This is a genomic window from Arthrobacter zhangbolii, assembly GCF_022869865.1.
Classification (GTDB): Bacteria; Actinomycetota; Actinomycetes; order Actinomycetales; family Micrococcaceae; genus Arthrobacter_B; species Arthrobacter_B zhangbolii.
In genome coordinates this window covers 853,304-873,685 of record NZ_CP094984.1, presented here as the reverse complement: position 1 = coordinate 873,685, position 20,382 = coordinate 853,304, and the positions used below count along the sequence as shown (strand labels likewise).

The 20,382-nt window shown below is 67.2% G+C and carries 19 protein-coding genes; 11 read left to right on the top strand and 8 right to left on the bottom strand.

The window, feature by feature from the left end; genetic code table 11:
• Positions 1–5 precede the first annotated feature (5 nt).
• The 5 genes from MUK71_RS04090 to MUK71_RS04070 all read left to right on the top strand — a co-directional run bounded on the left by MUK71_RS04090 (position 6) and on the right by MUK71_RS04070 (position 6,768).
• Positions 6–956, top strand: coding sequence for a carbohydrate ABC transporter permease (locus tag MUK71_RS04090; RefSeq protein ID WP_227929613.1), 951 nt, complete (start codon positions 6–8; stop codon positions 954–956).
• The gene (locus tag MUK71_RS04085) at positions 956–1,774 is read left to right on the top strand and encodes a carbohydrate ABC transporter permease (RefSeq protein ID WP_227904027.1); all 819 of its coding nucleotides are present in this window, start codon (positions 956–958) and stop codon (positions 1,772–1,774) included. Before MUK71_RS04090 ends, MUK71_RS04085 begins: the two co-directional genes overlap by 1 nt.
• Positions 1,775–1,776: 2 nt before the next feature.
• Positions 1,777–4,134, top strand: coding sequence for a beta-xylosidase/alpha-l-arabinosidase (locus tag MUK71_RS04080; RefSeq protein ID WP_227929612.1), 2,358 nt, complete (start codon positions 1,777–1,779; stop codon positions 4,132–4,134).
• A 40-nt stretch (positions 4,135–4,174) separates the two neighbouring features.
• Positions 4,175–5,200, top strand: a complete 1,026-nt coding sequence (locus MUK71_RS04075; protein WP_227929611.1) for an acetylxylan esterase — start codon at positions 4,175–4,177, stop codon at positions 5,198–5,200.
• A gap of 161 nt (positions 5,201–5,361) precedes the next feature.
• Entirely contained in the window at positions 5,362–6,768 is a 1,407-nt protein-coding gene (locus tag MUK71_RS04070; protein ID WP_227929610.1) for a hypothetical protein, read from the top strand.
• A gap of 94 nt (positions 6,769–6,862) precedes the next feature.
• On the opposite strand, the gene MUK71_RS04065 is transcribed toward MUK71_RS04070, so the two are convergent.
• The 4 genes from MUK71_RS04065 to xylA form a co-directional block, all read right to left on the bottom strand.
• Entirely contained in the window at positions 6,863–7,213 is a 351-nt protein-coding gene (locus MUK71_RS04065) for a cupin domain-containing protein (protein WP_227904020.1), read from the bottom strand.
• Positions 7,214–7,260: 47 nt separating this feature from the next.
• Positions 7,261–8,178 (bottom strand): aldose-1-epimerase, encoded by a 918-nt coding sequence (locus MUK71_RS04060; RefSeq protein WP_227929609.1) that lies wholly within the window; start codon positions 8,176–8,178, stop codon positions 7,261–7,263.
• Positions 8,179–8,188: 10 nt separating this feature from the next.
• The gene (locus tag MUK71_RS04055; RefSeq protein WP_227929608.1) at positions 8,189–9,613 is read right to left on the bottom strand and encodes a xylulokinase; all 1,425 of its coding nucleotides are present in this window, start codon (positions 9,611–9,613) and stop codon (positions 8,189–8,191) included.
• Between the two features lie 143 nt (positions 9,614–9,756).
• Positions 9,757–10,938, bottom strand: coding sequence for a xylose isomerase (gene xylA / locus MUK71_RS04050; RefSeq protein ID WP_231710184.1), 1,182 nt, complete (start codon positions 10,936–10,938; stop codon positions 9,757–9,759).
• Between the two features lie 230 nt (positions 10,939–11,168).
• Between xylA and MUK71_RS04045 the strand changes: the two genes are divergently transcribed.
• The gene (locus MUK71_RS04045; protein ID WP_227929606.1) at positions 11,169–12,380 is read left to right on the top strand and encodes an ROK family transcriptional regulator; all 1,212 of its coding nucleotides are present in this window, start codon (positions 11,169–11,171) and stop codon (positions 12,378–12,380) included.
• On the opposite strand, the gene MUK71_RS04040 is transcribed toward MUK71_RS04045, so the two are convergent.
• Entirely contained in the window at positions 12,373–13,506 is a 1,134-nt protein-coding gene (locus tag MUK71_RS04040; RefSeq protein WP_227929605.1) for an NAD(P)/FAD-dependent oxidoreductase, read from the bottom strand. The genes MUK71_RS04045 and MUK71_RS04040 overlap by 8 nt on opposite strands.
• Before the next feature lie 123 nt (positions 13,507–13,629).
• Between MUK71_RS04040 and MUK71_RS04035 the strand changes: the two genes are divergently transcribed.
• The 5 genes from MUK71_RS04035 (at position 13,630) to MUK71_RS04015 (ending at position 17,667) form a co-directional block, all read left to right on the top strand.
• Positions 13,630–14,397: an enoyl-CoA hydratase/isomerase family protein gene (locus MUK71_RS04035; protein ID WP_227929604.1), complete on the top strand. Its 768-nt coding sequence runs from the start codon at positions 13,630–13,632 to the stop codon at positions 14,395–14,397.
• Between the two features lie 108 nt (positions 14,398–14,505).
• On the top strand, positions 14,506–15,003 hold the full coding sequence (locus tag MUK71_RS04030; RefSeq protein WP_227929603.1) for an acyl-CoA thioesterase: 498 nt from the start codon (positions 14,506–14,508) through the stop codon (positions 15,001–15,003).
• Positions 15,004–15,039: 36 nt separating this feature from the next.
• Complete coding sequence (locus MUK71_RS04025) at positions 15,040–16,227, top strand: acyl-CoA dehydrogenase family protein (RefSeq protein ID WP_227904005.1); 1,188 nt, start codon at positions 15,040–15,042, stop codon at positions 16,225–16,227.
• 262 nt (positions 16,228–16,489) lie between these two features.
• Positions 16,490–16,816, top strand: a complete 327-nt coding sequence (locus tag MUK71_RS04020; protein WP_244802772.1) for a helix-turn-helix domain-containing protein — start codon at positions 16,490–16,492, stop codon at positions 16,814–16,816.
• A 44-nt stretch (positions 16,817–16,860) separates the two neighbouring features.
• On the top strand, positions 16,861–17,667 hold the full coding sequence (locus MUK71_RS04015) for an IS3 family transposase (protein WP_244802774.1): 807 nt from the start codon (positions 16,861–16,863) through the stop codon (positions 17,665–17,667).
• Between the two features lie 91 nt (positions 17,668–17,758).
• Here MUK71_RS04015 and MUK71_RS04010 read toward each other — a convergent pair whose 3' ends face one another.
• From MUK71_RS04010 to MUK71_RS04000, 3 genes are read right to left on the bottom strand one after another with little or no spacing between them, the layout of a single operon-like run.
• Entirely contained in the window at positions 17,759–18,670 is a 912-nt protein-coding gene (locus tag MUK71_RS04010; RefSeq protein ID WP_227929058.1) for a 3-hydroxyacyl-CoA dehydrogenase family protein, read from the bottom strand.
• Positions 18,667–19,545 carry an enoyl-CoA hydratase/isomerase family protein gene (locus MUK71_RS04005; RefSeq protein ID WP_227929059.1) on the bottom strand — a complete coding sequence of 293 codons (879 nt, stop codon included), beginning with the start codon at positions 19,543–19,545 and terminating at the stop codon, positions 18,667–18,669. The genes MUK71_RS04010 and MUK71_RS04005 overlap by 4 nt, the downstream gene beginning before the upstream one ends.
• A gap of 46 nt (positions 19,546–19,591) precedes the next feature.
• Complete coding sequence (locus MUK71_RS04000; RefSeq protein WP_227929060.1) at positions 19,592–20,365, bottom strand: SDR family oxidoreductase; 774 nt, start codon at positions 20,363–20,365, stop codon at positions 19,592–19,594.
• Positions 20,366–20,382: the final 17 nt, after the last annotated feature.

The following is a 20,382-nucleotide window of genomic DNA, read 5'->3' as shown; positions in this document are numbered from 1 at the left end:
GAACCATGACTACTCTGCTTCCACCCCGGCCTCCGGCCGCATCGGATAGCCCCGGCAAGGGTTCTCCGGTGCGGCCGGGCCGGGCCCGGCTCAACCGTCCGGGCGTGGCCTGGACCCTGCCGGCCACCATCTTTTTCCTGCTATTCGCCGCAGTGCCGCTGGTCGCCGTCGTTGTGCTGTCCTTTATGACCTGGACGGGGCTGGGGGAACCGAAGTTTGTGGGCATGGAGAACTGGCAGACGCTCGCCGGTGATTCGGTGATGCTCAAGAGCCTGTGGCTGAGTCTGCTGTTCATTGTGCTGGGGGTGGTGACCCAGACGCCGGTGAGTATCCTGCTGGGCGTCTGGGCCGCCGGCCCGCAGCGAAACCGTGCAGTGCTCAGCGCCATCTTCTTCCTTCCGCTGCTGCTCTCTTCGGCCGCCATCTCCGTACTGTGGCGCGCCCTGCTGGACCCGAACTTCGGTGTACCGGCCCAGTTCCGGTGGCTGTTCGGGGACGGCAACCTGTTCGGCCACCAGTCCACCGCCATCGGCGTGATCATTTTTGTGAGCATGTGGCAGTTCACCCCGTTCCACACGCTGATCTACCAGGGCGCCGCCAAGTCCGTTCCGCCGGTGCTGTACCAGGCCGCGGAGGTGGACGGGGCCGGACGGATCCGGCAGTTCTTCTCCATCACGCTTCCGCAGCTGCGCAACAGCATGATCACCTCCGTGATCCTGATGGTGGTGGGCGGACTGACCACCTTCGAAACGGTGCTGATCCTGACCAACGGCGGTCCCGGCACGGATACCACCATCACCGCCTTCTACATGTTTGAGGAAGCCTTCCGCCGCTACAACTTCGGCATGGGTTCGGCCATTGCGCTGGTCCTGGTGGTGGTGGCCACTGCCATCTCGCTGATCATGGTCAAGCTCTCCGGCTACGACAAGATGCGCAGCACCATGGAGGGAGTCTGATGCGTACCCGACCCAATTACATTGCCGGTGCTGCGGTCACCGTCTGGCTCCTGATCGTGGCCCTGCCGCTGTACGTGATGGTGGCGGCAAGCGTGCAGACCCGTTCCGATTTCAGTGCCAACGGACCGGTGGCACTGCCCACCAACCTGACCCTGGACAACTTCCTGGAGGTGTTCAACAGCGGTTTCGGCAGGTATTTCCTGAACACGTTTTTGGTTACCGCCGGTGTGGTGGGCATTGTGCTGCTGGTGGTGCCGCCGCTGGCCTACGCCATTGTCCGCAGCCAGTCCCGGGCCACTACGCTGATCTTCCGGTTCTTCCTGCTGGGCCTGGCTATTCCGGTCCAGGCCGTGATTGTGCCGATGTTCTATCTGATCAACTCGGTGGGCCTGTATGACACGCTGCTGGGCATCATCCTGCCCACTGCGGCCTTTGCCTTGCCCATCTGCACGCTGATCCTTTCGGGAACCATGCGGGACATTACCCCTGAGCTTTATGAGGCAATGTCAGTGGACGGTGCGAGCACCTGGCGGACCTTTATCCGCTTGGTGCTGCCGCTGTCCAAGGGCGGGCTGTCCACCATTGCCGTCTTTGCCGCCCTGCAGGGCTGGAACGGGTTCCTGCTGCCGCTGATCCTGACCCAGTCCGATGCCACGAAGGTGGTCACCCTGGGCCTCTTCAACTTCCAAACCCAGTACGGCATCAACGTGCCGGGCATCCTCGCCGCAGTGATGCTCTCCATGGTTCCGGTGCTGCTGGTGTACCTCTTCGCGCGCCGAGCGCTGGTCCAGGGCCTTATGGGCGTGGGCGGAAAGTAGACATGAGCGAAACAACCGTTGATTACCTCCCCTGGCGGGACACCTCCCGGACCGCTGAGGACCGTGCTTCCCTGCTGGCGGCACAGATGACCCGTCGCGAGAAGGTGGCCCAGCTCTTCGGCGTCTGGGTGGGAGCCTCCAGCGAAGGCGGCCAGGTGGCTCCGCACCAGCACGACATGAAGGAACCCGTACCGCTGGAGGACCTGCTCCCCGACGGACTCGGCCAGCTCACCCGGCCGTTCGGCACACATCCGGTGGATGCCGGGATGGGGGCCCTGTCCCTGATGCGCACCCAGGAGCGGATCGCCGCAGCCAACCGGTTCGGCATCCCGGCCATGGCGCACGAGGAATGCCTTGCCGGCTTCGCTGCCTGGGGTGCCACCGCCTATCCGGTGCCGCTGTCCTGGGGCGCCACCTTCAACCCGGAGCTCATTGGCCGGGTAGGGGCCGCCATCGGTACGGACCTGCGTTCGGTGGGCGTGCATCAGGGCCTGGCCCCGGTGCTCGACGTTGTCCGCGACGCCCGCTGGGGACGGGTGGAGGAAACCATCGGCGAGGATCCCTATCTGGTGGGCAGTATCGCCTGCGCCTACATCCGGGGCCTGGAAGGCGCCGGCGTGGTGGCCACCCTCAAACACTTCGTGGGCTATTCGGCGTCCAAGGCCGGGCGCAACCTCGCCCCCGTGTCCATCGGCGTCCGCGAGCGCAACGACGTCCTGCTGGTCCCCTTTGAAATGGCGGTGCGGGAAACCGGGGTGCGTTCGGTGATGCACGCCTATACCGACGTCGACGGCGTGCCCTCCGCCGCGGACCGGGACCTGCTGACCGGGCTGCTGCGGGACAGGTGGGGGTTCGAGGGCACCGTGGTAGCGGACTACTTCGGGGTCGGGTTCCTCAAGGAGCTGCACCGCGTGGCCGGCACCATGGGCCAGGCCGCCGCGGCGGCGCTGACCGCCGGCGTCGACGTCGAACTGCCCACCGTGGATGCCTTCGGCGAGCCGCTGCTGGCCGAGCTGGAGTCCGGCCGGCTGGACGAAGCCGTCATCGACACGGCATTGCACCGCGTCCTGACCCAGAAGATCCAGCTCGGCCTGCTGGACCCGGACTGGTCCCCCGCACCCCCGGTCCTGTCCGGTACGGATCCGGACCCCGCCGCCGTCCGGGGTTCCGTGGACCTGGACGGGCCGCAGAACCGTGCCCTGGCCGCCGAAGTGGCCGAACAGGCACTGGTGCTGACCGCCAACCACGGCGTCCTGCCCCTGACAGCGCCGGGACGGATCGCCGTCGTCGGGCCCAATGCGGATAACCCCATGGCCTTCCTGGGCTGTTACTCCTTCCCCGCCCACGTGGGAGTGCAGCATCCGGAAGTGGCCGCCGGAATCGAGCTGCCCACCGTGGCCGCGTCGCTGCGGGCCGAGTTCCCGAACAGCGAGATCACCGTGGCCCAGGGCTGCAGCGTGGACGGGCCGGAAACCGACGGATTCGCTGCCGCGCTGGCAGCGGCCCGGGGCGCGGACGTTGCGGTGGCCGTCCTGGGTGACCGGTCCGGGCTGTTTGGCCGCGGCACCAGCGGGGAGGGCTGCGACACCGAATCGCTGGTACTGCCCGGCGTGCAGCAGCAGTTCCTCGAGGCGCTGCTGGACACGGGGACCCCGGTGGTCCTGGTGCTGCTGACCGGCCGTCCCTACGCGCTGGGCCGTGCAGTAACCGGGGCAGCAGCAATAGTGCAGGCCTTTTTCCCTGGCGAGGAAGGCGGACCAGCCGTGGCGGGGGTACTCAGCGGCCGGGTCAATCCCAGCGGCCGGCTGCCGGTGAGTGTGCCGGCCTCCTCCGGCGCCCAGCCCTCCACCTACCTGGCGGCGCCGCTGGCACAGTCCAGTGACGTTTCCAGCATTGACCCGACGCCCGCGTTCGCGTTCGGCCACGGGCTGGGCTACAGCACCTTCGCCTGGTCCGATGCCGCGTTGGAAGGTCCGGCGGAGTTCGGTATCGACGGGGAAACCTCGGTTGGCGTGACGGTCACCAACACGTCCGAACGCGACGGCGCGGAGATCGTCCAGCTCTACCTGCATGATCCGGTGGCCTCCGTGGTCCGTCCGGTGCAGCGGCTGGCCGGGTTCGCCCGGGTGCCGCTGGCCGCGGGTGCGTCCGCACGGGTGTCCTTCACTGTGCCCGCTGACGCTGCGTCCTTCACCGGCCGGGACGGGCACCGTATTGTGGAGCCCGGAGAGTTGGAACTGCGACTCGGGGCCTCCAGCGGCGACATCCGCGCCGCCCTGCCGGTTAGCCTGATCGGAACAGTCTGGGAGGTGGACCACACCCGGCGGCTGCACTGCCCCGCGGCCGTGACCCCGGCCTGACACCAGCACCGGAACAAGCACTGAAAACGAGGACCCGCCGATGTACTCCGATCTGCCTGTCGACCAGCTCGCCACGTACCGCGGCACCACCAGCGAGCCCAAGGACTTTGATGCGTTCTGGGAAGACACCTTGGACGATGCCCGGCTCTACCCGCTGGCGCTGAAAGTCACCCCGTGCCCGGCAACACTGCGCACGGTGGAACTGTACGACGTCGTCTTTTCCGGCTTCGGCGGTGAACTGATCCGCGCCTGGCTGCGGCTGCCGGCCCAGCCACTGCGCACCGAGGGCCCCATCCCGGGTGTGGTGCAGTTTGCCGGGTACGGCGGTGGCCGCGGCGACGCACACGAGAACCTGTTCTGGGCGTCCGCCGGCTTCGCGCATCTTCACATGGATTCCCGCGGCCAGGGCGCCGGCTGGAGTAAGGGCGCAACGCCCGACGGCGCGGGCAGTGCCGGCCCGCAGGGTCCCGGTGTGATGACCCGCGGGATACTGGATCCGGAGACCTATTACTACCGACGGCTGTTTACTGACGCCGTACGGGCGGTGCAGTCCCTGCGTTCACTGGATTCAGCCGAAATTGGCGGTCCGGACGGTGCTGCCGACCTGCGCGGCGTCGTGGATCCGGACCGGGTGGCCGTATTGGGGCAGAGCCAGGGAGGATCCGTGGCGCTGGCGGCGGGCGCGTTCTGCCCCGAAGTGGCGGCCGTTGTCGCCTTTGTCCCGTACCTCGCAGATATTCCGCGGGCGGTGAGCGTCACAGATGCGTACCCTTTCCGGGAAGTCTGTGACTTCCTTGCCGTCCATCGCGGGTCCACCGACCGGGTGATGGAAACACTGCGCTATTTCGACGCCGTCCATTTGGCCCGGCGCTCCAAGGCGCCGGCGCTGTTCTCCGTGGGTCTGATGGACACGATCACTCCGCCGTCCACGGTCTACGCCGCATACAACAACTATGCCGGTCCCAAGGATCTGGAGGTGTGGCCGTTCAACGGGCACGAGGCCGGCGGCATCGAGGACGAGCTGGCGGCGCTGGACTTCCTGCAGAGAGAGCTCGGCGACGGGTAGGGCGGGGGCAGGACCTCGCGAGTATGGCCCCACGTCCCGATGCGTTGATACTCCCGGGTTTTCCCGGGTCCGGTTAGGCTCTGTCCAACTCCGCTGCCCCGGCGGACTGCGGATTGGAGGACGGCATGTCCCGAGCCGGGCGGGGTCCTCGAAGAGCCAACATGATGCTGACCGTTGGTGTGTTCTTCTGTGTCGCCTCACTCGCCGTCGCTGTGGGCGCGTGGTTGACATGCCCCTCAGCATGGACCATCGCGAACTGGGCAGACCTGGCAATCTCTCTGCTGCTTGGAATATGTTTCTTCCTGCTCGCCGAAGGCGTCAACCGCAGTGCCAACAGTCGTGCAGCAGCGGTGGCAAATGCCAATCTCATTACTTCCACCGGTGTGTTGGCGGTCAACAGCGCCCGTAGCCTGGCGGGTTCAGACCCTGCTGCCCTCCGGGTGGCGGCCGATGCCCGGGCAGCGTTACAGCATTACCCCGACGCTCAGCCGGCAACCCGAAAGCAGCTTGTACGGGCAGTTATCGGCGCCTACAACGACTTGGCCTTTTCAACGTTTCTGCACTCCGACGCCCTGGCGCGTTCAGTATGGGAACGGCTGCGTGAGGGGACGGAAAGCGTGGTGGCCGAAGCGGACCAGCTGGCTCGTGGCCGAGGCAGCCGGCACAGGGACGAAGACCTGAAATCCGTAGCCGACCACCTTGTTTTCATTGAACTGCTGGGGTGCGCATTGCGGGAGAACTCCGGTCCGGATTTATCCTCCCGAGACATCCGGCCCCTGCCCGCTGTGTGGGACAGAACGAACCTGTCCCACAGCGCTCCCCGTCCAGGGAGACCTTCCGAAAGTGACGAGACCGCTTACCGTCTGGCGCGATTCGAGGCCCTCTACCAGTACGAGCTGACCGTCCGGCATGACTGGAGGACCCTCACACACCACGCCGCCAAACTCGAATGCGACGTCGAGCTCGCTGATCTTGCAGCCACGGACGATTGGCTGGCCCCGTGGTACGTGGGCACGGCCGACGACAGCCGGCCGCGGCCGGTGAACGTTCTGGGCAGGGAGCTCCAGGAACGGGCACGGCACGACAATCTCCACGTTGACGCTTCCACTCCCCTGTGGCCGGAGGCGCTCAGGCACGGCAACCTGCCGGAAGGGATACGAATCTCCGGTATTGCGAACCTCTGCCAGGTACTCACCAAGCAGCCTTCTCCGACAATCTGCGTTTTGGCATATGAGCTCATTTGCAAAACGGGAGGGACCGCGCGCCTGGTTCTCGACGGCAACCACCGGTTGGCGGCCGCCCGCCGCATGTCCATGGACCGGCGCGGTGAGATACCCCGGCCGTTTAGGGTCCTGACCTTCCTCATCCGGGAGCGGGAACCCGTTGACAGCATCGTTGTCGGCGACGACCCCACCAGCGACCTCAATGAGTGGCACGGCTTCACCCCTGACATTGGCTTGATCCGCAGGTCGGAGGCTACGACCCCTCCGGCAGAGACCTCGGATGCCATCACCGGCGGCGCTCCCGGACCAGGTCCCTTACCCGCAGCAGAGACCGGTGCTCATTAACAGTCAGCTCAGTGCCCTGCAGAAGCGGTCAGGGCAGCGGCCGAACTGCCCGCATCAGCATGCGCATCCGGACGCCTCCGGATGCAACAGCTGGCTACGGCGCCGCCGGGCCGAGCAGGTCGTCAGGTGCCTGCCCCGCGGGGGCGGTTTCCTTCAGCTCCACGAAGAACACGTGGGTGTCCGTGTCGCCGGTGTTTTCGCCGTAGTGTTCCTGCGCCGGCAGCCAGCGGCTCACCCCGGCAGGCAGCTCCACGTCCATCGCGCCGCCGCCTGCCGAGTGCAGACGGCGGCGGAACGCGCTGGCCGTAATCATCACGCTGTCCGGGTGCCGGTGCAGGGTACTGACATGCCCGGGGGTGTCCCGGTATTCCAGGACACGCACCCGCTCATTCTCGAACACCACCGAATAGCTGTCCGGATTGGTCTCAACCGGGTCCTGTGTCATGTGTCGAATGCTAGGACCATAGCCGGGCCCGGAACAGAGCCCGGCGCTTAGATCCCGGCGATCCGGAATCCGAGCCGGTGTTCTTCCCCGGGGGCCAGCACAATCAGGCCCTCGCCGGAGTTGAAGGCATCCGGCGGGCAGGTCATGGGTTCGGCGGCAACACCGAGGCGGCCCATTTGCTCACCCGAGTAGATTTGGAGCCAGGGCGCGGACTTACCGTCCGCCGACAGCACGGACCCGATGCCGGTTTCCGGATCGGTCAGGCGCACCTGCCACTCGCCGTCGGGCAGGCCGGCATAGGCGTGATCGGCGGTGCGGCTGCCGATGGGCTCGTCGGAGGTGAACTCCAGCGGGCTGCCCGCTACATCCTGCAGTTCGGACAGGTCCAGGGGACGTCCCGGCTGGTCCGGTCCGCCCAGAACCTGCGCCGCCGGCACCTCCAGCACACACCGGTCCACCGGCGCCAGATCTGCGGTCAGATACGGATGGGTGGAGACACCGTACGGGGCCGCCGAGGTGCCCGCGTTCCGCGCGGCCAGTTCCACGCTGAGCCCGGTGTCGGCGTCGAGCATGTAGACCGCTTCCAGCTCCAGCGGGAACGGATAGCCCGGCTGGCCCATCAGCCGGTGCTTCAGCACCACCCGGTCCTGCGCGGAGTCCGCGACCTCCCACTCGTCCCAGCAGACCAGCCCGTGCAGCGCCATCGCGGTTTCGGGTTCGTTGACCGGCACCCGGTAGTCGGTGCCCTCAAAGGAGTAGCGGCCGCCGGTGATCCGGTTGGGCCAGGGCATCAGCACCTTGCCGGTATAGGCGTGCGGCACGGTGTCCTCGGCCAGCGGCAGCACCACGTGCCGGCCGTCGCGGGTGAGGGCGGCCAGAGTGGCGCCGACGGGGAAAACGGTGGCGCGGTACGGGCCGGCGGACAGTTCCACGGGGGTGCCGTTGGGGCCGAAGGAAGTAGTCATGGCATCGAGCCTATCGGGTGGCGGGAAGTCCCGCGTGTCCGGCCACCTGCCGGTAGCGGCGCAGCACCGCGGGCGCGGGATCGGCAGTGATCACGGTGGTGGACGCCGCGTCATCCCAGGCCGGCCAGGCGCCGGTGAGGACGGCGGCGGCCTGCCGGGCGGCGCCGTCGGCCACGTACTCCCCGGGTGCGGGCACACTCACCGGCAGCTCAAAGACTGCCGCGACCATCTGCTGCATCGCCGCGGACCGGGCGGCACCGCCCACCAGGATCACGCGTTCTGATGTGACGCCGGTGTCGCTGAGGGCGGCAAAGCAGTCCGCGAGGGAGCAGGCCACGCCCTCGACGGCGGCGCGGGCCAGGTTGGCGGGTGTGAAGTTCGTGAGCGTCATCCCGTGCAGCGAGCCGGTGGCATCGGGCAGGTTAGGGGTCCGCTCCCCCTCGAAATAGGGCACCATAACCAGGCCTTCCGCCCCGCTCGGCGCGGTCAGTGCCAGCCTGGTCAGTTCGGGCAGGTCGACGCCGAGCATCCCGGCGGTGGCATCCAGCACCCGCGAGGCGTTCAAAGTGCAGGCCAGGGGCAGGAAGTTCCCGCCGGCATCAGCGAAGCCGGCCACCAGCCCGGTGGAATCCGCCGTAGGGGCATCGGCGACGGCGAACACCGTGCCGGACGTGCCGATGGAAACCACAACGTCCCCCACACCGGCGGCAACACCCAGCCCGGCCGCAGCGTTGTCACCGGCACCGGGTCCGATCAGGGCGCCGGAGGGGGTCCGTCCCGCCGCCTCGAGCGGCCCGAGCACCCGGGGAAGCCGGGGTACATGACCCAGGGTCTGTTCCAGGACATCGGGCAGGTATTCACCGCTGGCCGGTGACCAGTAGCCCGTGCCGGAGGCATCGGAGCGGTCGGTCGTGAGTGCGGCCAGGCCGTCAGCACCTGATCCGGGCCCGTAGCCGGCCAGCCGCCAGCTCAACCAGTCGTGCGGCAGGCAGACCGCAGCCGTGCGCGCGGCGTTCGCCGGTTCGTTTTCCGCCAGCCAGCGCAGCTTCGCAGCGGTAAACGAGGCCACCGGCACCGACCCCGTGCGCTCCGCCCAGTAGCGAGCGCCGTCCGGGCCGGCGTCGGCCACCATTTTCTCCGCCGCGGCAGCGGAACGGACATCATTCCACAGCAGCGCCGGGCGGACGACGGCGCCGGTCTCATCCAGGCAGACCATGCCGTGCTGCTGCCCTCCCACGGATACCGCGGCAACATCAGCAAGGCCGCCGGCCGCGGCCACGGCCTGCTGCAGGGCTGTCCACCAGGCCTCGGGGTCCACCTCGGTACCGGCGGGATGGCGGGCCGAGCCCTCACGCAGCAGCGCGCCGGTTGCGGCGTCGCGGATGACAACCTTGCAGGACTGGGTTGAGCTGTCGATTCCGGCGACAAGGGGCATGGCTGTGCCTTTCAAACGAGGGCGCCCTTCAACGGGCGGCGCCTTTCAACGGGTGCTGCTTTTCCACGGGGTGCTGCCGCCCGGCCCGTCACAGGCCGGGCGGCAGCAGTCTTTTACTACCGGTGCTGAGTGGTGGAGGCAGCCTAGCGGGCACCCATCAGGTGTTCCAGTGCCAGCTGGTTCAGCTTCACAAAACCGAAATCCCGCTCCGCAGCGGCAGCGGCGTCGAAGGTTTCAAAGGAGGCGGCGTCGGCGAGGAAATCGCCGACTGTTTCACCCGCCGCAAGCGTGGGTTCGGCCAGCTCACCGATGCCCGCGTAGGCCATCGCTTCCTGCACCTCGGAATCGGCCCGGAAGGCCGCGGCCCGTTCCTTGAGCAGCAGATACATGTCCATGTTGGCCTTGGCCGATTCCCACACGCCGGGGTAGCCCTCGGTCCGGGAGGGCTTGTAGTCAAAGTGCCGCGGACCCTCGTAGCGCGGGCCGCCGTTGGGGAAGCCGTTTTCCAGCAGGTCCACGGTAAAGAACGCACTGGTGAGGTCGCCGTGGCCAAAGACCAGGTCCTGGTCGAACTTGATGGACTTCTGCCCGTTGAGGTCAATGTGGAACAGCTTCCCGGACCAGAGGGCCTGGGCGATGCCGTGGGTGAAGTTCAGCCCGGCCATCTGCTCGTGCCCGGTTTCCGGGTTCAGGCCCACAATGTCGCCGTGCTCCAACTGGGAAATAAAAGCCAGGGCGTGCCCGATGGTGGGCAGGAAAATATCGCCGCGCGGCTCGTTGGGCTTGGGTTCAATGGCCAGGCGCAGGCCGTAGCCCTTGTCCTTGACGTAGCCGGCAACCGTGTCCACGCCTTCCTTCATCCGCTCGAAGGCGGCGGCGAAGTCCTTGGACCCGTCATATTCGCTGCCTTCGCGGCCGCCCCACATCACGAAGGTCTCCGCCCCGAGTTCGGCGGCGAGGTCAATGTTGCGCAGTACCTTGCGCAGCGCGAAGCGGCGGACCGAGCGGTCATTGGAGGTGAAGCCCCCGTCCTTGAAGACCGGGTGGGTGAACAGGTTGGTGGTCACCATGGGTGCCTTGAGACCGGTCTCGGCCAGGGCGTTGGTGAAGTTCTTCAGGATCAGATCCCGTTCCTGCGGCGTTGCGTCGAAGGGAACCAGGTCATTGTCGTGGAAGGTCACCCCGTAGGCGCCGAGTTCAGCGAGTTTGCGCATGCCCTCGACGGGGTCCAGGTCCGCACGGGTGGGAGTGCCGAAGGGGTCCGTTCCCGTCCACCCGATGGTCCAGAGGCCGAAGGTAAACCGGTCGGAAGGCGATGGCGTCATTGTCACGTTAGCTCCAGATCACAGAATTAGTTGGTAGCCACAACATATTGGCCTGCACGCGGCCTGTCAATGGTTTTCTCAACTGACCGATCCGCCGTTTCGGCCGCGCCCCCAGTACTCCGCCGCACGGCACAGCCGGTGGTAGCCCCATTTGTTTGCCATCCCAACTAATCCGCGTCCGGGACAGGTACTGTGGAGGCTGACGCAACGGATTCAGGGAAGGTACGGCGATGGACGGTAGCAACGGCGGCACCCCACCGGTGCCTGCAGGTGGCGGCTCCGACAGCCTGCGCACCGCCAACCTTTCCCGGGTGCTGACTCTGCTGCACCGCCGCGGCCCGCTCTCCCGGGCCGAACTGACCCGGCTGACCGGTTTCAACCGCTCCACCGTCGGCGCCCTGGCCGCCGAGCTGGCCGCCATGGGACTGGCCTACGAAACCGATTCCCCCGCCGGCCGGGTGGGACGGCCGAGCCCCCTGGTACACCCGAATTCGCAGGTGTCCGCCGTCGTGGTTCATCCGGATGTGGACGCCGTGACCGTGGGCCTCGTGGGGCTGGGCGGGCGGGTGCACCGGCGCGTCCGGCACGACACCGCCACCGCTCCCAGCGTCGCCGAGACCGTCACCATCACCCGGGCCGTGCTTGCCGGAATGTCCACCGATCTGGCCGCCATGGACCGGGTTGTTGGGGTGGGAGTTGCCGTTCCCGGCCTCACCCGCACCTCCGACGGGCTGGTCCTGCTGGCTCCGCATCTGGGGTGGCAGCAGGAGCCGCTGGCAGCACCGCTGGCCGAGGCACTGGACCTCCCGGTTGCTGCCGGCAATGACGCCACCCTCGGATCGCTGGCTGAGAGCCTCTTCGGTGCTGCCGCCGACGCCGGGAACACGGTGTATCTCAACGGCAGTGCCAGCGGCATCGGCGGCGGGATCATGGCAGCGGGCAGTCCGCTGCGCGGTGCCGACGGGTATGCCGGGGAACTGGGCCACACCCTGGTACGCACCGACGGCGCACGGTGCCATTGCGGCCGCCGCGGCTGCCTGGAAACCGAAGTGAGCCTGGCCCGGCTGCTGGAGGTGCTGGGACTTCAGCGCGCAGACCAGGATGCGCTCGACGCCGCGGTGGCCGGCCCCCGCACCCCGGCACTCCAGACGGAGGTGGAACGGCAGCTTGATTACCTGGCGGTGGCGCTGACGAACTTCGTGAACATCTTCAACCCGGAAACCGTGGTGCTGGGCGGCTTCCTGGGCACCCTGTTTTCCTGCGCACCGGAGCGGCTTGCCGATGCCGTGGCCGCAGAGGCCATTGCCGGTTTGGGTAAGCGGGTGAGCCTGCGCCGGGCCGAACTCCGCTCCGAGTTACTACTGGTGGGGGCCGCCGAATTGGCCTTTGCCCCGCTGCTGGCCGCCCCCTCGCACGGGATAGCGGCCACCGAAGCTAGCTGAACCGCTCCGCCCGGAACTCCGCCAGCATCGGATGCCGCCGGCCGGTGAGGATCTCCTGCGCCAGCAGCTCGCCGGCAATCAGCCCCAGCGTGGCACCGGAGTGCGTGAACGCCACAAAGCATCCGGGTGCACTCTCGAGTTCCCCCAGCACCGGAAGCCCGTCTCCGGGGACCGGTTTCCGGCCGATCAGATACTCCGCCGGATGAAGGGCCGGGTGCCCGGCGAGGACCCGGGAGGCTTCATCGGCCAGTTCCTGCACGGTGGCCGGATCAATGCTGTAGCCGCCGGAGGGATCCCGGATGATGCGGTCCAGATACCAGGTATGGTCCATGGCCAGGCGGTTGCCGGGGTGCGGACGCACCGAAACCCGGGGTGTGTTCAGCACCGAGGACAGCGGCGTGCCGGCGGGTTCGGTAATCACCAGCATGGCCAGGTCCGAGGCGTCGGGCAGGTTGATGCCCAGCTCCCCGACCACGGCGGGGGTGTCGGCACCGGCGGCCACCAGCACCGCATCCGCGCGCACGGTACCGCCGCCGGGCAGCTGCAGCCCGGTGGTCCGGCCGTTTTCGACGGCGACGGCGGCCTTGCCGGCATGCTCATGCAGCTCGCCGCCCAGGGCCCGGAACTCAACGAGCAGGTGCCGGATCAGGTGCGGAAGGCTGACCCATCCCTCGCCGGGATTGGACACCGCCGGACCGGCTACCGATCCGGGGTCCACCGCGGGATCAATTCCGGCCAGAGCTTCCCCAACCTCGCCCTCGCGGAGCAGCCGGGAGGCATAACCATGGCTGGTCTCGGCGTCGTGCCGCTCCCGAAGAGCCTCCCCGCTGCCGGGTCCGTCCCAGTGAATGCCGCCGCCGAATCCCAGCCAGTCAATTCCGGGATGCTGCGCCAGCAGGGTCCGGTACCGGTCAATGCCGGCCATCCGCAGCCGGTGATAGGCCTCGGGCCGGCCGCCGGCGGAATTGAGCCAGGCCAGGGACCGCCCGGAGGCCCCGCTGGCCACGCCTGCTTCCGTCACCAGCACCACGGACGCGCCGTCCCGGAGCAGGTGCACCGCCGTCGAAACCCCCAGGATGCCTCCGCCCAGGACCGCCACGTGCTTAACAGGTACCGGTGAGTGCATGAATGATTCCTCACTAAGCTGATTTACCGATAAATCGGATAGGCAATAAGTATTGGATATTTATAATCGCGTTTGGAAGAGTGGCAGCGGACACATCCGGTTTAAATAAAACAGGAGACGCAGTTGCTCATCAAAGCGGACCGGCAGGATCACATCCTGACGCTGACCCTTAATGACCCGGCACGGCGCAACGCCATGGGCAATGCCATGCGCGAGGAGCTCGTTGCCGCCATGACGGACGCCGCGCAGGACCCGCAGGTGCGGGTGGTGCTGCTGCGCGGGGCGCAGGGCAGCTTCTGCGCCGGCGGCGATCTCACCGCCATGCCGCCCGAAGACCCGGCCACCGCCGCTCGGCGGCTCCGCGACGTTGGGGACATGATCCGGCTGTTGGCCGGCTTCCCCGTTCCCACCATCGCTGTGGTGGAGGGGGCTGCCGCGGGCATGGGCGCCGGCCTGGCCCTGGCCTGCGACTATGTCCTGATGGCTGCGGACGCGCGCCTGCTCTTCCCGTTCACCCGCCTGGGCCTGATCCCGGACGGCGGCCTGCTCGCCACGCTGGCGCAGCGGGCGGGCACCTCCCGTGCCCGCCGGATCCTGCTGGAGGCCGACGTCCTGGATGCGGACGCGTGCCTGGCAGCCGGGCTGGCCGACGCCGTGCATCCCGCCGCCGATCTGCCCGCCGCTGCCCTGGCGCAGGCAGAGATCCTGGCCGGACAGGCACCGCTGGCGGTCGCCGCACTGAAGGCCGTTCTGGCCTCCGGAACACCCACATTGGAAGCCGCGCTGGAAGCAGAGGCCGAACACCAGCCCAAGCTGTTTTTCACCGCGGACTTCGCCGAGGGCAAGGCTGCCTTCCGCGAGCGCCGCTCCCCCGGCTTCACCGGACACTGAACCCCGGCACCCCGCTACCACCGGTTCGGTTCCCGCCCGCGGACATCAGCCACCGATGCCCGGCACCGCCACCCGGCACCCACCATCAGGCAGAGACAAAGGACACCCATGGACAGCACTTCCGCGCAGGACCAGGCGCGCCCAGCCGGGACAGCCGCACCCGGAGCAGCTGCGCCCGAGGCAGCCGCCGGCATGTTCACCTGTGTCCTGCCGCTGCGCTGGTCGGACCAGGACCTGAACGGGCACGTGAACAACGCCCGGATTGTGACCCTCATGGAAGAGGCACGGGTCCTGTGGCTGAACCGGCAGGCGGCTTCCGCCGGCGTCGGGAGCTTCAGCGATCCCAAGGTGGTGGCCTCCCTGAACGTGGAGTACCGCCGCCCGGTGGAATATGACCGGCAGCTGGAGATGGAACTGTGGATCAGCCGGATCGGTTCGCGGTCCTTCACCATTGCCTACCGGGCACTGCAGTCCGGTGAGGCCTGCTTTACCGGCAGCACCGTCCTGGTGCCGCTGGACCCGGCAGCCGGCACCTCACGCACGCTGCAGCCGGCCGAAACGGACTACCTGTCCCGCTACCTTTCCCCCACCGAACCCCCACGATAACCCCCCGGCTCGCCCCGGCAGAACTACGGAGAAGCAATGACCGACGCAACCGATTTCTACCTCCTCGAGGAATCCCTGACCGATGAGCAGCGCGAGGTGCAGCTGCGGGTTCGCACCTTCGCGAACGAGCAGGTGGCACCGATCATCAACGACTACTGGGACCGTGCCGAGTTCCCCTTTGAGCTGGTTCCCAAGCTGGCCGGCCTGGGCGTGGTGGGGACCACCATTGAGGGTTACGGCTGCCCCGGCATGGACCGGCTCTCCTCCGCCCTGGTCTCCATGGAGATGTCCCGGGTGGACGGCAGCGTCAACACCTTCCTGAGTGTGCAGTCCGGCCTGACCATGGGCTCAATCAACCTGCTGGGCAGCGAGGAACAGAAAAACCGCTGGCTGCCGCGCATGGCGAACCTGGACGCCATCGGCTCCTTCGCCCTCACCGAACCGGACCACGGCTCGGATTCGGTGGGGCTGGAGACCTCGGCCCGCCGGGACGGCGACTCCTACATCCTCAACGGCAAAAAACGGTGGATCGGCAACGCCAGCTTCGCCGACGTCGTCGTGATCTGGGCGCGGGATGAAGCCGACGGCAAGGTCAAGGGCTTCGTGATGGAGAAGAACGCGGACGGCACCTATCCGCAGGGATACCAGGCGGAGGTCATCACCGGAAAGGTGGGCAAGCGGGCCATCCTGCAGCCGGACATCACCATCACCAACCTGCGCATCCCGGCGGAGAACGTGCTGGTGGATTCCAAGGGATTCCGCGATGTCAGCCGGGTGCTGATGGCCACCCGCGGCAACGCCTCCTGGGAAGCACTGGGCCACGCCATGGCCGCCTATGAAGCAGCACTGGCCTACTCGCTGCAGCGCAGGCAGTTCGGCAAGCAGATTGCCGGGTTCCAGCTGGTCCAGAACAAGCTGGCGAACATGCTGGCCGAGCTGACCGCCATGCAGCTGATCTGCTTCCGCATCACCAATCTGCAGGAGGCCGGCAAGCTCACCGGCCCCATGTCCTCCATGGCCAAGATGCACACCGCGAAGAAGGCCCGCTGGATCTGCTCCGAGGCCCGGGACATGCTCGGCGGCAACGGCCTGCTGCTGGAGTACCAGGTGGCCCGGCACATGACGGACATGGAGGTGGTCTACACCTATGAAGGAACGGATTCCATCCAGTCCCTGCTGATCGGCCGCGAAATTACCGGCATCAACGCGCTCAAGGGCGAGTAGGCAGCAGCAGCGCAGCGCACATAAAGGAAGGGCCGGGGCATGTGAACTGCTCCCCCAAAGTTGGACTGAGAAATCAGTTCTGACTTTCGGGGAGCAGTTTTTGCAGAAGAGCAGTTCGTTATCCGAGGAACAACGCAAGGCCGCGGTAGCGTTGTTCGAGACCGGTTGGGGTCCCAACTCCGTAGCAACAAGGCTCGGGGTGCGCGTGAAAGCAATCCGCCGGCTATACGACCGGTGGAGAGTTCGCGGAGGTTCGACGCTAGTGGCCAAGCCAACCAAACGCTTGTTCTCCTTCGAGTTCAAACTCGATGCCGTGCGCCGATTTCAAGCTGGAGAGAGCAAAGTCGCCCTGGCTAAAGAGCTCCAGCTGTCCTCTCCGCAGCTGATCGAGAAGTGGGCACGTCAGTACCGGGCGGAAGGCGAAGACGGACTGCGCGCGAAGCCCAAGGGCCGCCCGAAGACAAATCCTGAGGCATCGACGCAGCCAGAGTCAGAGATACAACGATTGCGCCGCGAGAACGAGCGTCTGCGGGCAGAGGTCGCGTTCCTGGGAAAAGTGCAGGCCTTGAGGGACGAGGAACGGCCGTAAAGGTCCGCGCTGTCATCGCTCTCAAGGCCGAACACCGGCTGGACGTGCTCCTGGACGTCGCGGGCCTGGCCCGTTCGACGTTTTTCTATCATCAGGCCCGCTTCCAGCGCCCAGACCCGCAAGCTGAGATTAAGGCTGCCGTGAGGGAGATCTTCGAGAAGAACCACGGCCGGTACGGGCACCGCCGCATTCATACTGAGCTGCTCAAGCACGGGTGGACGGTGGCGAAAAAGACCGTGTTGAAGCTGATGCGTTCGCTGCGGCTGGTCTGCAAAGTACGGCGAAGGAAGCGTTACGTCTCCTACCGCGGTGAACAGGGCGTGGTGGCACCGAATCTGCTGAACCGGGAGTTCGAAGCTGCTGCACCGAACCAGAAGTGGGTGACCGACGTGACCGAGTTCAGCGTCGGTGACCGCAAGCTCTACCTCTCCCCGGTGATGGACCTCTTCAACCGGCAGATCATCTCGTACTCGATCGGGTTATCCCCGAATCTGGAGCTCACTAACTCCTCGCTGCGTGAAGCCCTCACCGGTCTCGAGCCCGGGGCGCAGCCGCTCGTGCATTCGGATCAGGGATTCCAGTATCAGCACGTCTCGTGGCGGACGCTGCTGAAGAACGCCGGAGCGGTCCAATCGATGTCCCGCAAGGGCAACTGCTACGACAACGCGGTGATGGAGAACTTCTTCGGACACCTCAAGGAGGAACTCTTCCACCGGGTCCGGTTCCTGAACACCGATGCCCTGAGGGCCCAGCTGGATGAGTACATCCGCTGGTACAACACTGAACGTATCTCGACAAAGCTCGAGGGCCTGAGCCCGGTGCAATACCGTGCTCAGGCCCTCGCGGCCTAGACTTTTATTTGGCCAGTCCAACTTTCGGGGACCACTTCAATGGTGCCCCGGCCCTTCCTTTTGGTTCTGGATCAGTAGCTAAAAAAGCGGATCAGTACCTGAAGAAGCCCTGGCCGCTCTTGCGGCCCAATTCCCCGCGGGCCACCTTCTCCCGCAGGATCTGCGGCGGCGCGAACCGCTCTCCGAGCGTCTCGTGCAGGTACTCCGCGATGCCCAGCCGCACATCCAGGCCCACCATGTCGGTGGTGCGCAACGGTCCCACGGGGTGTTTGTAGCCCAGCACCATGGCCGCATCAATGTCCTCGGCCGAGGCCACGCCCTCTTCGACCATCCGCATGGCTTCCAGCGCAATGGCCACCCCCAGGCGGGAGGAGGCGAAGCCGGGGGCGTCCCGGACAACGACGGCGGTTTTCCCCAGCGCGGCGGTCCACTCCCGGGCGGCCTCCCCCAGTTCCGCGGACGTGCTATCCGTCAGCACCACCTCCACCAGCAGCGAGGAGGGAACCGGATTGAAGAAGTGCAGGCCGCAGAAGCGCTCGGGCCGGGCCAGGCCGGCAGCCAGTTTCGCCACGGACAGCGAGGACGTGTTCGTGGCCAGCCAGGCGCCGTCGGCCAGCTGTTCCTCCACAGCTTTCAGGGCCGAGGACTTCAGCTCAAAGTCCTCGGGCACGGCCTCAACCACCAGATCGCACCCGGCAAAGGACGCGTAGTCGGTGGAAACGCTCAGCCGGCCGGTCAGCTCATCGAGGCTGTGTGTGGTGGTACCGCGTTCCACGCTCTTGGCCAGCGCGGCTGCCACCCTTTCACGGGCAGCGTCGGCCGCGGCCTGGTCCCGCTCCACCACCACCACGTCCGCACCCGCGACGGTGAACGCGTGGGCTATGCCGGCGCCCATCCGGCCGCCGCCCAGGACGCCGACGACGGCGGGCACGGCAGCGGTGCCGGCCTCGGTTGTTTCGGCGGACGGGTTGGTCGGGGAGGAAAGATTCTCGGCGGTGCTCATGCGTTGTCCTTCGGTGCGGGAGTGGAATTCGGTGCGGGTGTGGAAGTGGATGCCGGCGTGGAACTGGATGCGGCGGGTGCCGCTGCCTGCTTGGCGGCCTGCCGGGCGGCGCTGCGGTCCAGGAAGGACTGCATCCGCTCGAACTTGGCCTCGGATTCAAAGAGGATGCCCTGTGCGAGGGTTTCCACCATCGGGTGTGCCTCCCGCGGGGCGGCAAACACGCTCTTGGTCAGCCGGACGGCCAGCGGATCCTGTGCGGCAATACGGTCCGCCAGGGCATGGGCGGCGGGCAGCAGGTCCGCGGGTTCGTGCAGTTCGGTGACCAGGCGTGCCTGCAGGGCTTCCTCCGCGTTGAGGATGCGGCCGGCCAGGAGCAGTTCCTTGGCCAGCGGCTCCCCCACCAGTTCCTTCAGCCGCCAGGTGGCCCCCGCGGCGGCCATAATGCCCAGGCCCACCTCCGGCTGGCCGATTTTCAGCGTGGGTGTGCCCAGCCGGAAGTCGGCGGCGTACGCGAGTTCCGCGCCACCGCCCAGGGCGAAACCGTCCAGTGCGGCAATCACCGGCAGCGGCAGCTGGGCAATGCGGGCAAAAACGCTGGAGTTGATGCCGGCCAGCGCGTCATCCCGGCGGCGCTCGCGCAGCTGGGATATATCGGCGCCGGAGGCAAACACCCCGCGGCCGCCGGCACTGGTGCCGCAGAGGATCAGGATCCGCGGGTGGCGCTCCAGCACGGCGCAGACGGCGTGCAGTTCCTCCACCATGGCCGCGTCGATGGCGTTGCGCACCTCGGGCCGGTTTAGCTGGACCTGGATCCGGTCTTCGGTCTCGGTGACCAGCAGCGTGGTGAACGCGGTTTCGGCAAAAAGGGACGTCATTGTCAGGTCTCGCTTAGGGTCGGTGGAACAGGAACGGGTGCGGGGCTCACTGGTCGCCCAGCTGCCGGCCGCCGTCGATCAGCAGTGTGGTGCCGGTGATGTAGGAAGCGTAATCGCTGAGCAGATAGGCGCAGGCATTGGCTATTTCCTCGCGGCGGGCCAGCCGGCGCAGCGGAATCCGGTGCACATGCTCCTGCACCGCGTCCGCGTCCGGGTAGAGCGCCGTGGTGCCGCCCGTGCCCTCGGTGAGTCCCGGGGTCAGGACGTTGAGCCGGAAACCGTGCGGTGCCCAGGCCTTGGCCAGTGATTTGGTCATGGCTTCCACGCCGGCTTTGGCGCTGGCTGAGTGGACGGTGCTGGGACTGCCGGTGACGGCGGCGGAGGTGCCGATGCTGACCACGGAGAGCCCGGTGCCCGTATCCACGGCGGTACGGGCCACCGCGGAGGTGACGTTCCAGGTTCCGGTGAGGACGATGTCCACGACGGCGGCCCATCCGTTGGGTGAGAGCTGCAGCGGGTCCACGCGGAAGTTGCCCGCCGCGTTGTTCACCAGCAGGCTCACCGGGCCGAGGTCGCCGGTGACGGCGTCCACCACGGCTGCCACTTCCGCGGCGTCCCGGACATCCACTGCGTAGCCGCGCACCTGGCCGCCGTGGGCGCGGAGCTGTTCGACGGCGTCGTCCAACCGGTCCTTGTTCCGGCCGACCACCGCTACCTTCGCGCCGAGGCCGGCGAGTGTCCCGGCGATCGCCAGGCCAATGCCCGCGCTGCCGCCGGTCACCAGGGCGGTGCGCCCGGCGAAAACGGGGGTACTGAACATGCTGGTCTCCTTGTCCG

Bases quoted from the DNA above. Each gene is read 5' to 3' on its own strand.
- MUK71_RS04045 (WP_227929606.1), top strand. From the start codon at position 11,169: ATGGACGGTAGCAACGGCGGCACCCCACCGGTGCCTGCAGGTGGCGGC.
- MUK71_RS04085 (WP_227904027.1), top strand. From the start codon at position 956: ATGCGTACCCGACCCAATTACATTGCCGGTGCTGCGGTCACCGTCTGG.
- MUK71_RS04065 (WP_227904020.1), bottom strand. From the start codon at position 7,213: ATGACACAGGACCCGGTTGAGACCAATCCGGACAGCTATTCGGTGGTG.
- MUK71_RS04005 (WP_227929059.1), bottom strand. From the start codon at position 19,545: ATGACGTCCCTTTTTGCCGAAACCGCGTTCACCACGCTGCTGGTCACC.
- MUK71_RS04055 (WP_227929608.1), bottom strand. From the start codon at position 9,613: ATGCCCCTTGTCGCCGGAATCGACAGCTCAACCCAGTCCTGCAAGGTT.
- MUK71_RS04080 (WP_227929612.1), top strand. From the start codon at position 1,777: ATGAGCGAAACAACCGTTGATTACCTCCCCTGGCGGGACACCTCCCGG.
- MUK71_RS04075 (WP_227929611.1), top strand. From the start codon at position 4,175: ATGTACTCCGATCTGCCTGTCGACCAGCTCGCCACGTACCGCGGCACC.
- MUK71_RS04060 (WP_227929609.1), bottom strand. From the start codon at position 8,178: ATGACTACTTCCTTCGGCCCCAACGGCACCCCCGTGGAACTGTCCGCC.
- MUK71_RS04090 (WP_227929613.1), top strand. From the start codon at position 6: ATGACTACTCTGCTTCCACCCCGGCCTCCGGCCGCATCGGATAGCCCC.
- xylA (WP_231710184.1), bottom strand. From the start codon at position 10,938: ATGACGCCATCGCCTTCCGACCGGTTTACCTTCGGCCTCTGGACCATC.
- MUK71_RS04000 (WP_227929060.1), bottom strand. From the start codon at position 20,365: ATGTTCAGTACCCCCGTTTTCGCCGGGCGCACCGCCCTGGTGACCGGC.
- MUK71_RS04025 (WP_227904005.1), top strand. From the start codon at position 15,040: ATGACCGACGCAACCGATTTCTACCTCCTCGAGGAATCCCTGACCGAT.
- MUK71_RS04070 (WP_227929610.1), top strand. From the start codon at position 5,362: ATGATGCTGACCGTTGGTGTGTTCTTCTGTGTCGCCTCACTCGCCGTC.
- MUK71_RS04010 (WP_227929058.1), bottom strand. From the start codon at position 18,670: ATGAGCACCGCCGAGAATCTTTCCTCCCCGACCAACCCGTCCGCCGAA.
- MUK71_RS04030 (WP_227929603.1), top strand. From the start codon at position 14,506: ATGGACAGCACTTCCGCGCAGGACCAGGCGCGCCCAGCCGGGACAGCC.
- MUK71_RS04040 (WP_227929605.1), bottom strand. From the start codon at position 13,506: ATGCACTCACCGGTACCTGTTAAGCACGTGGCGGTCCTGGGCGGAGGC.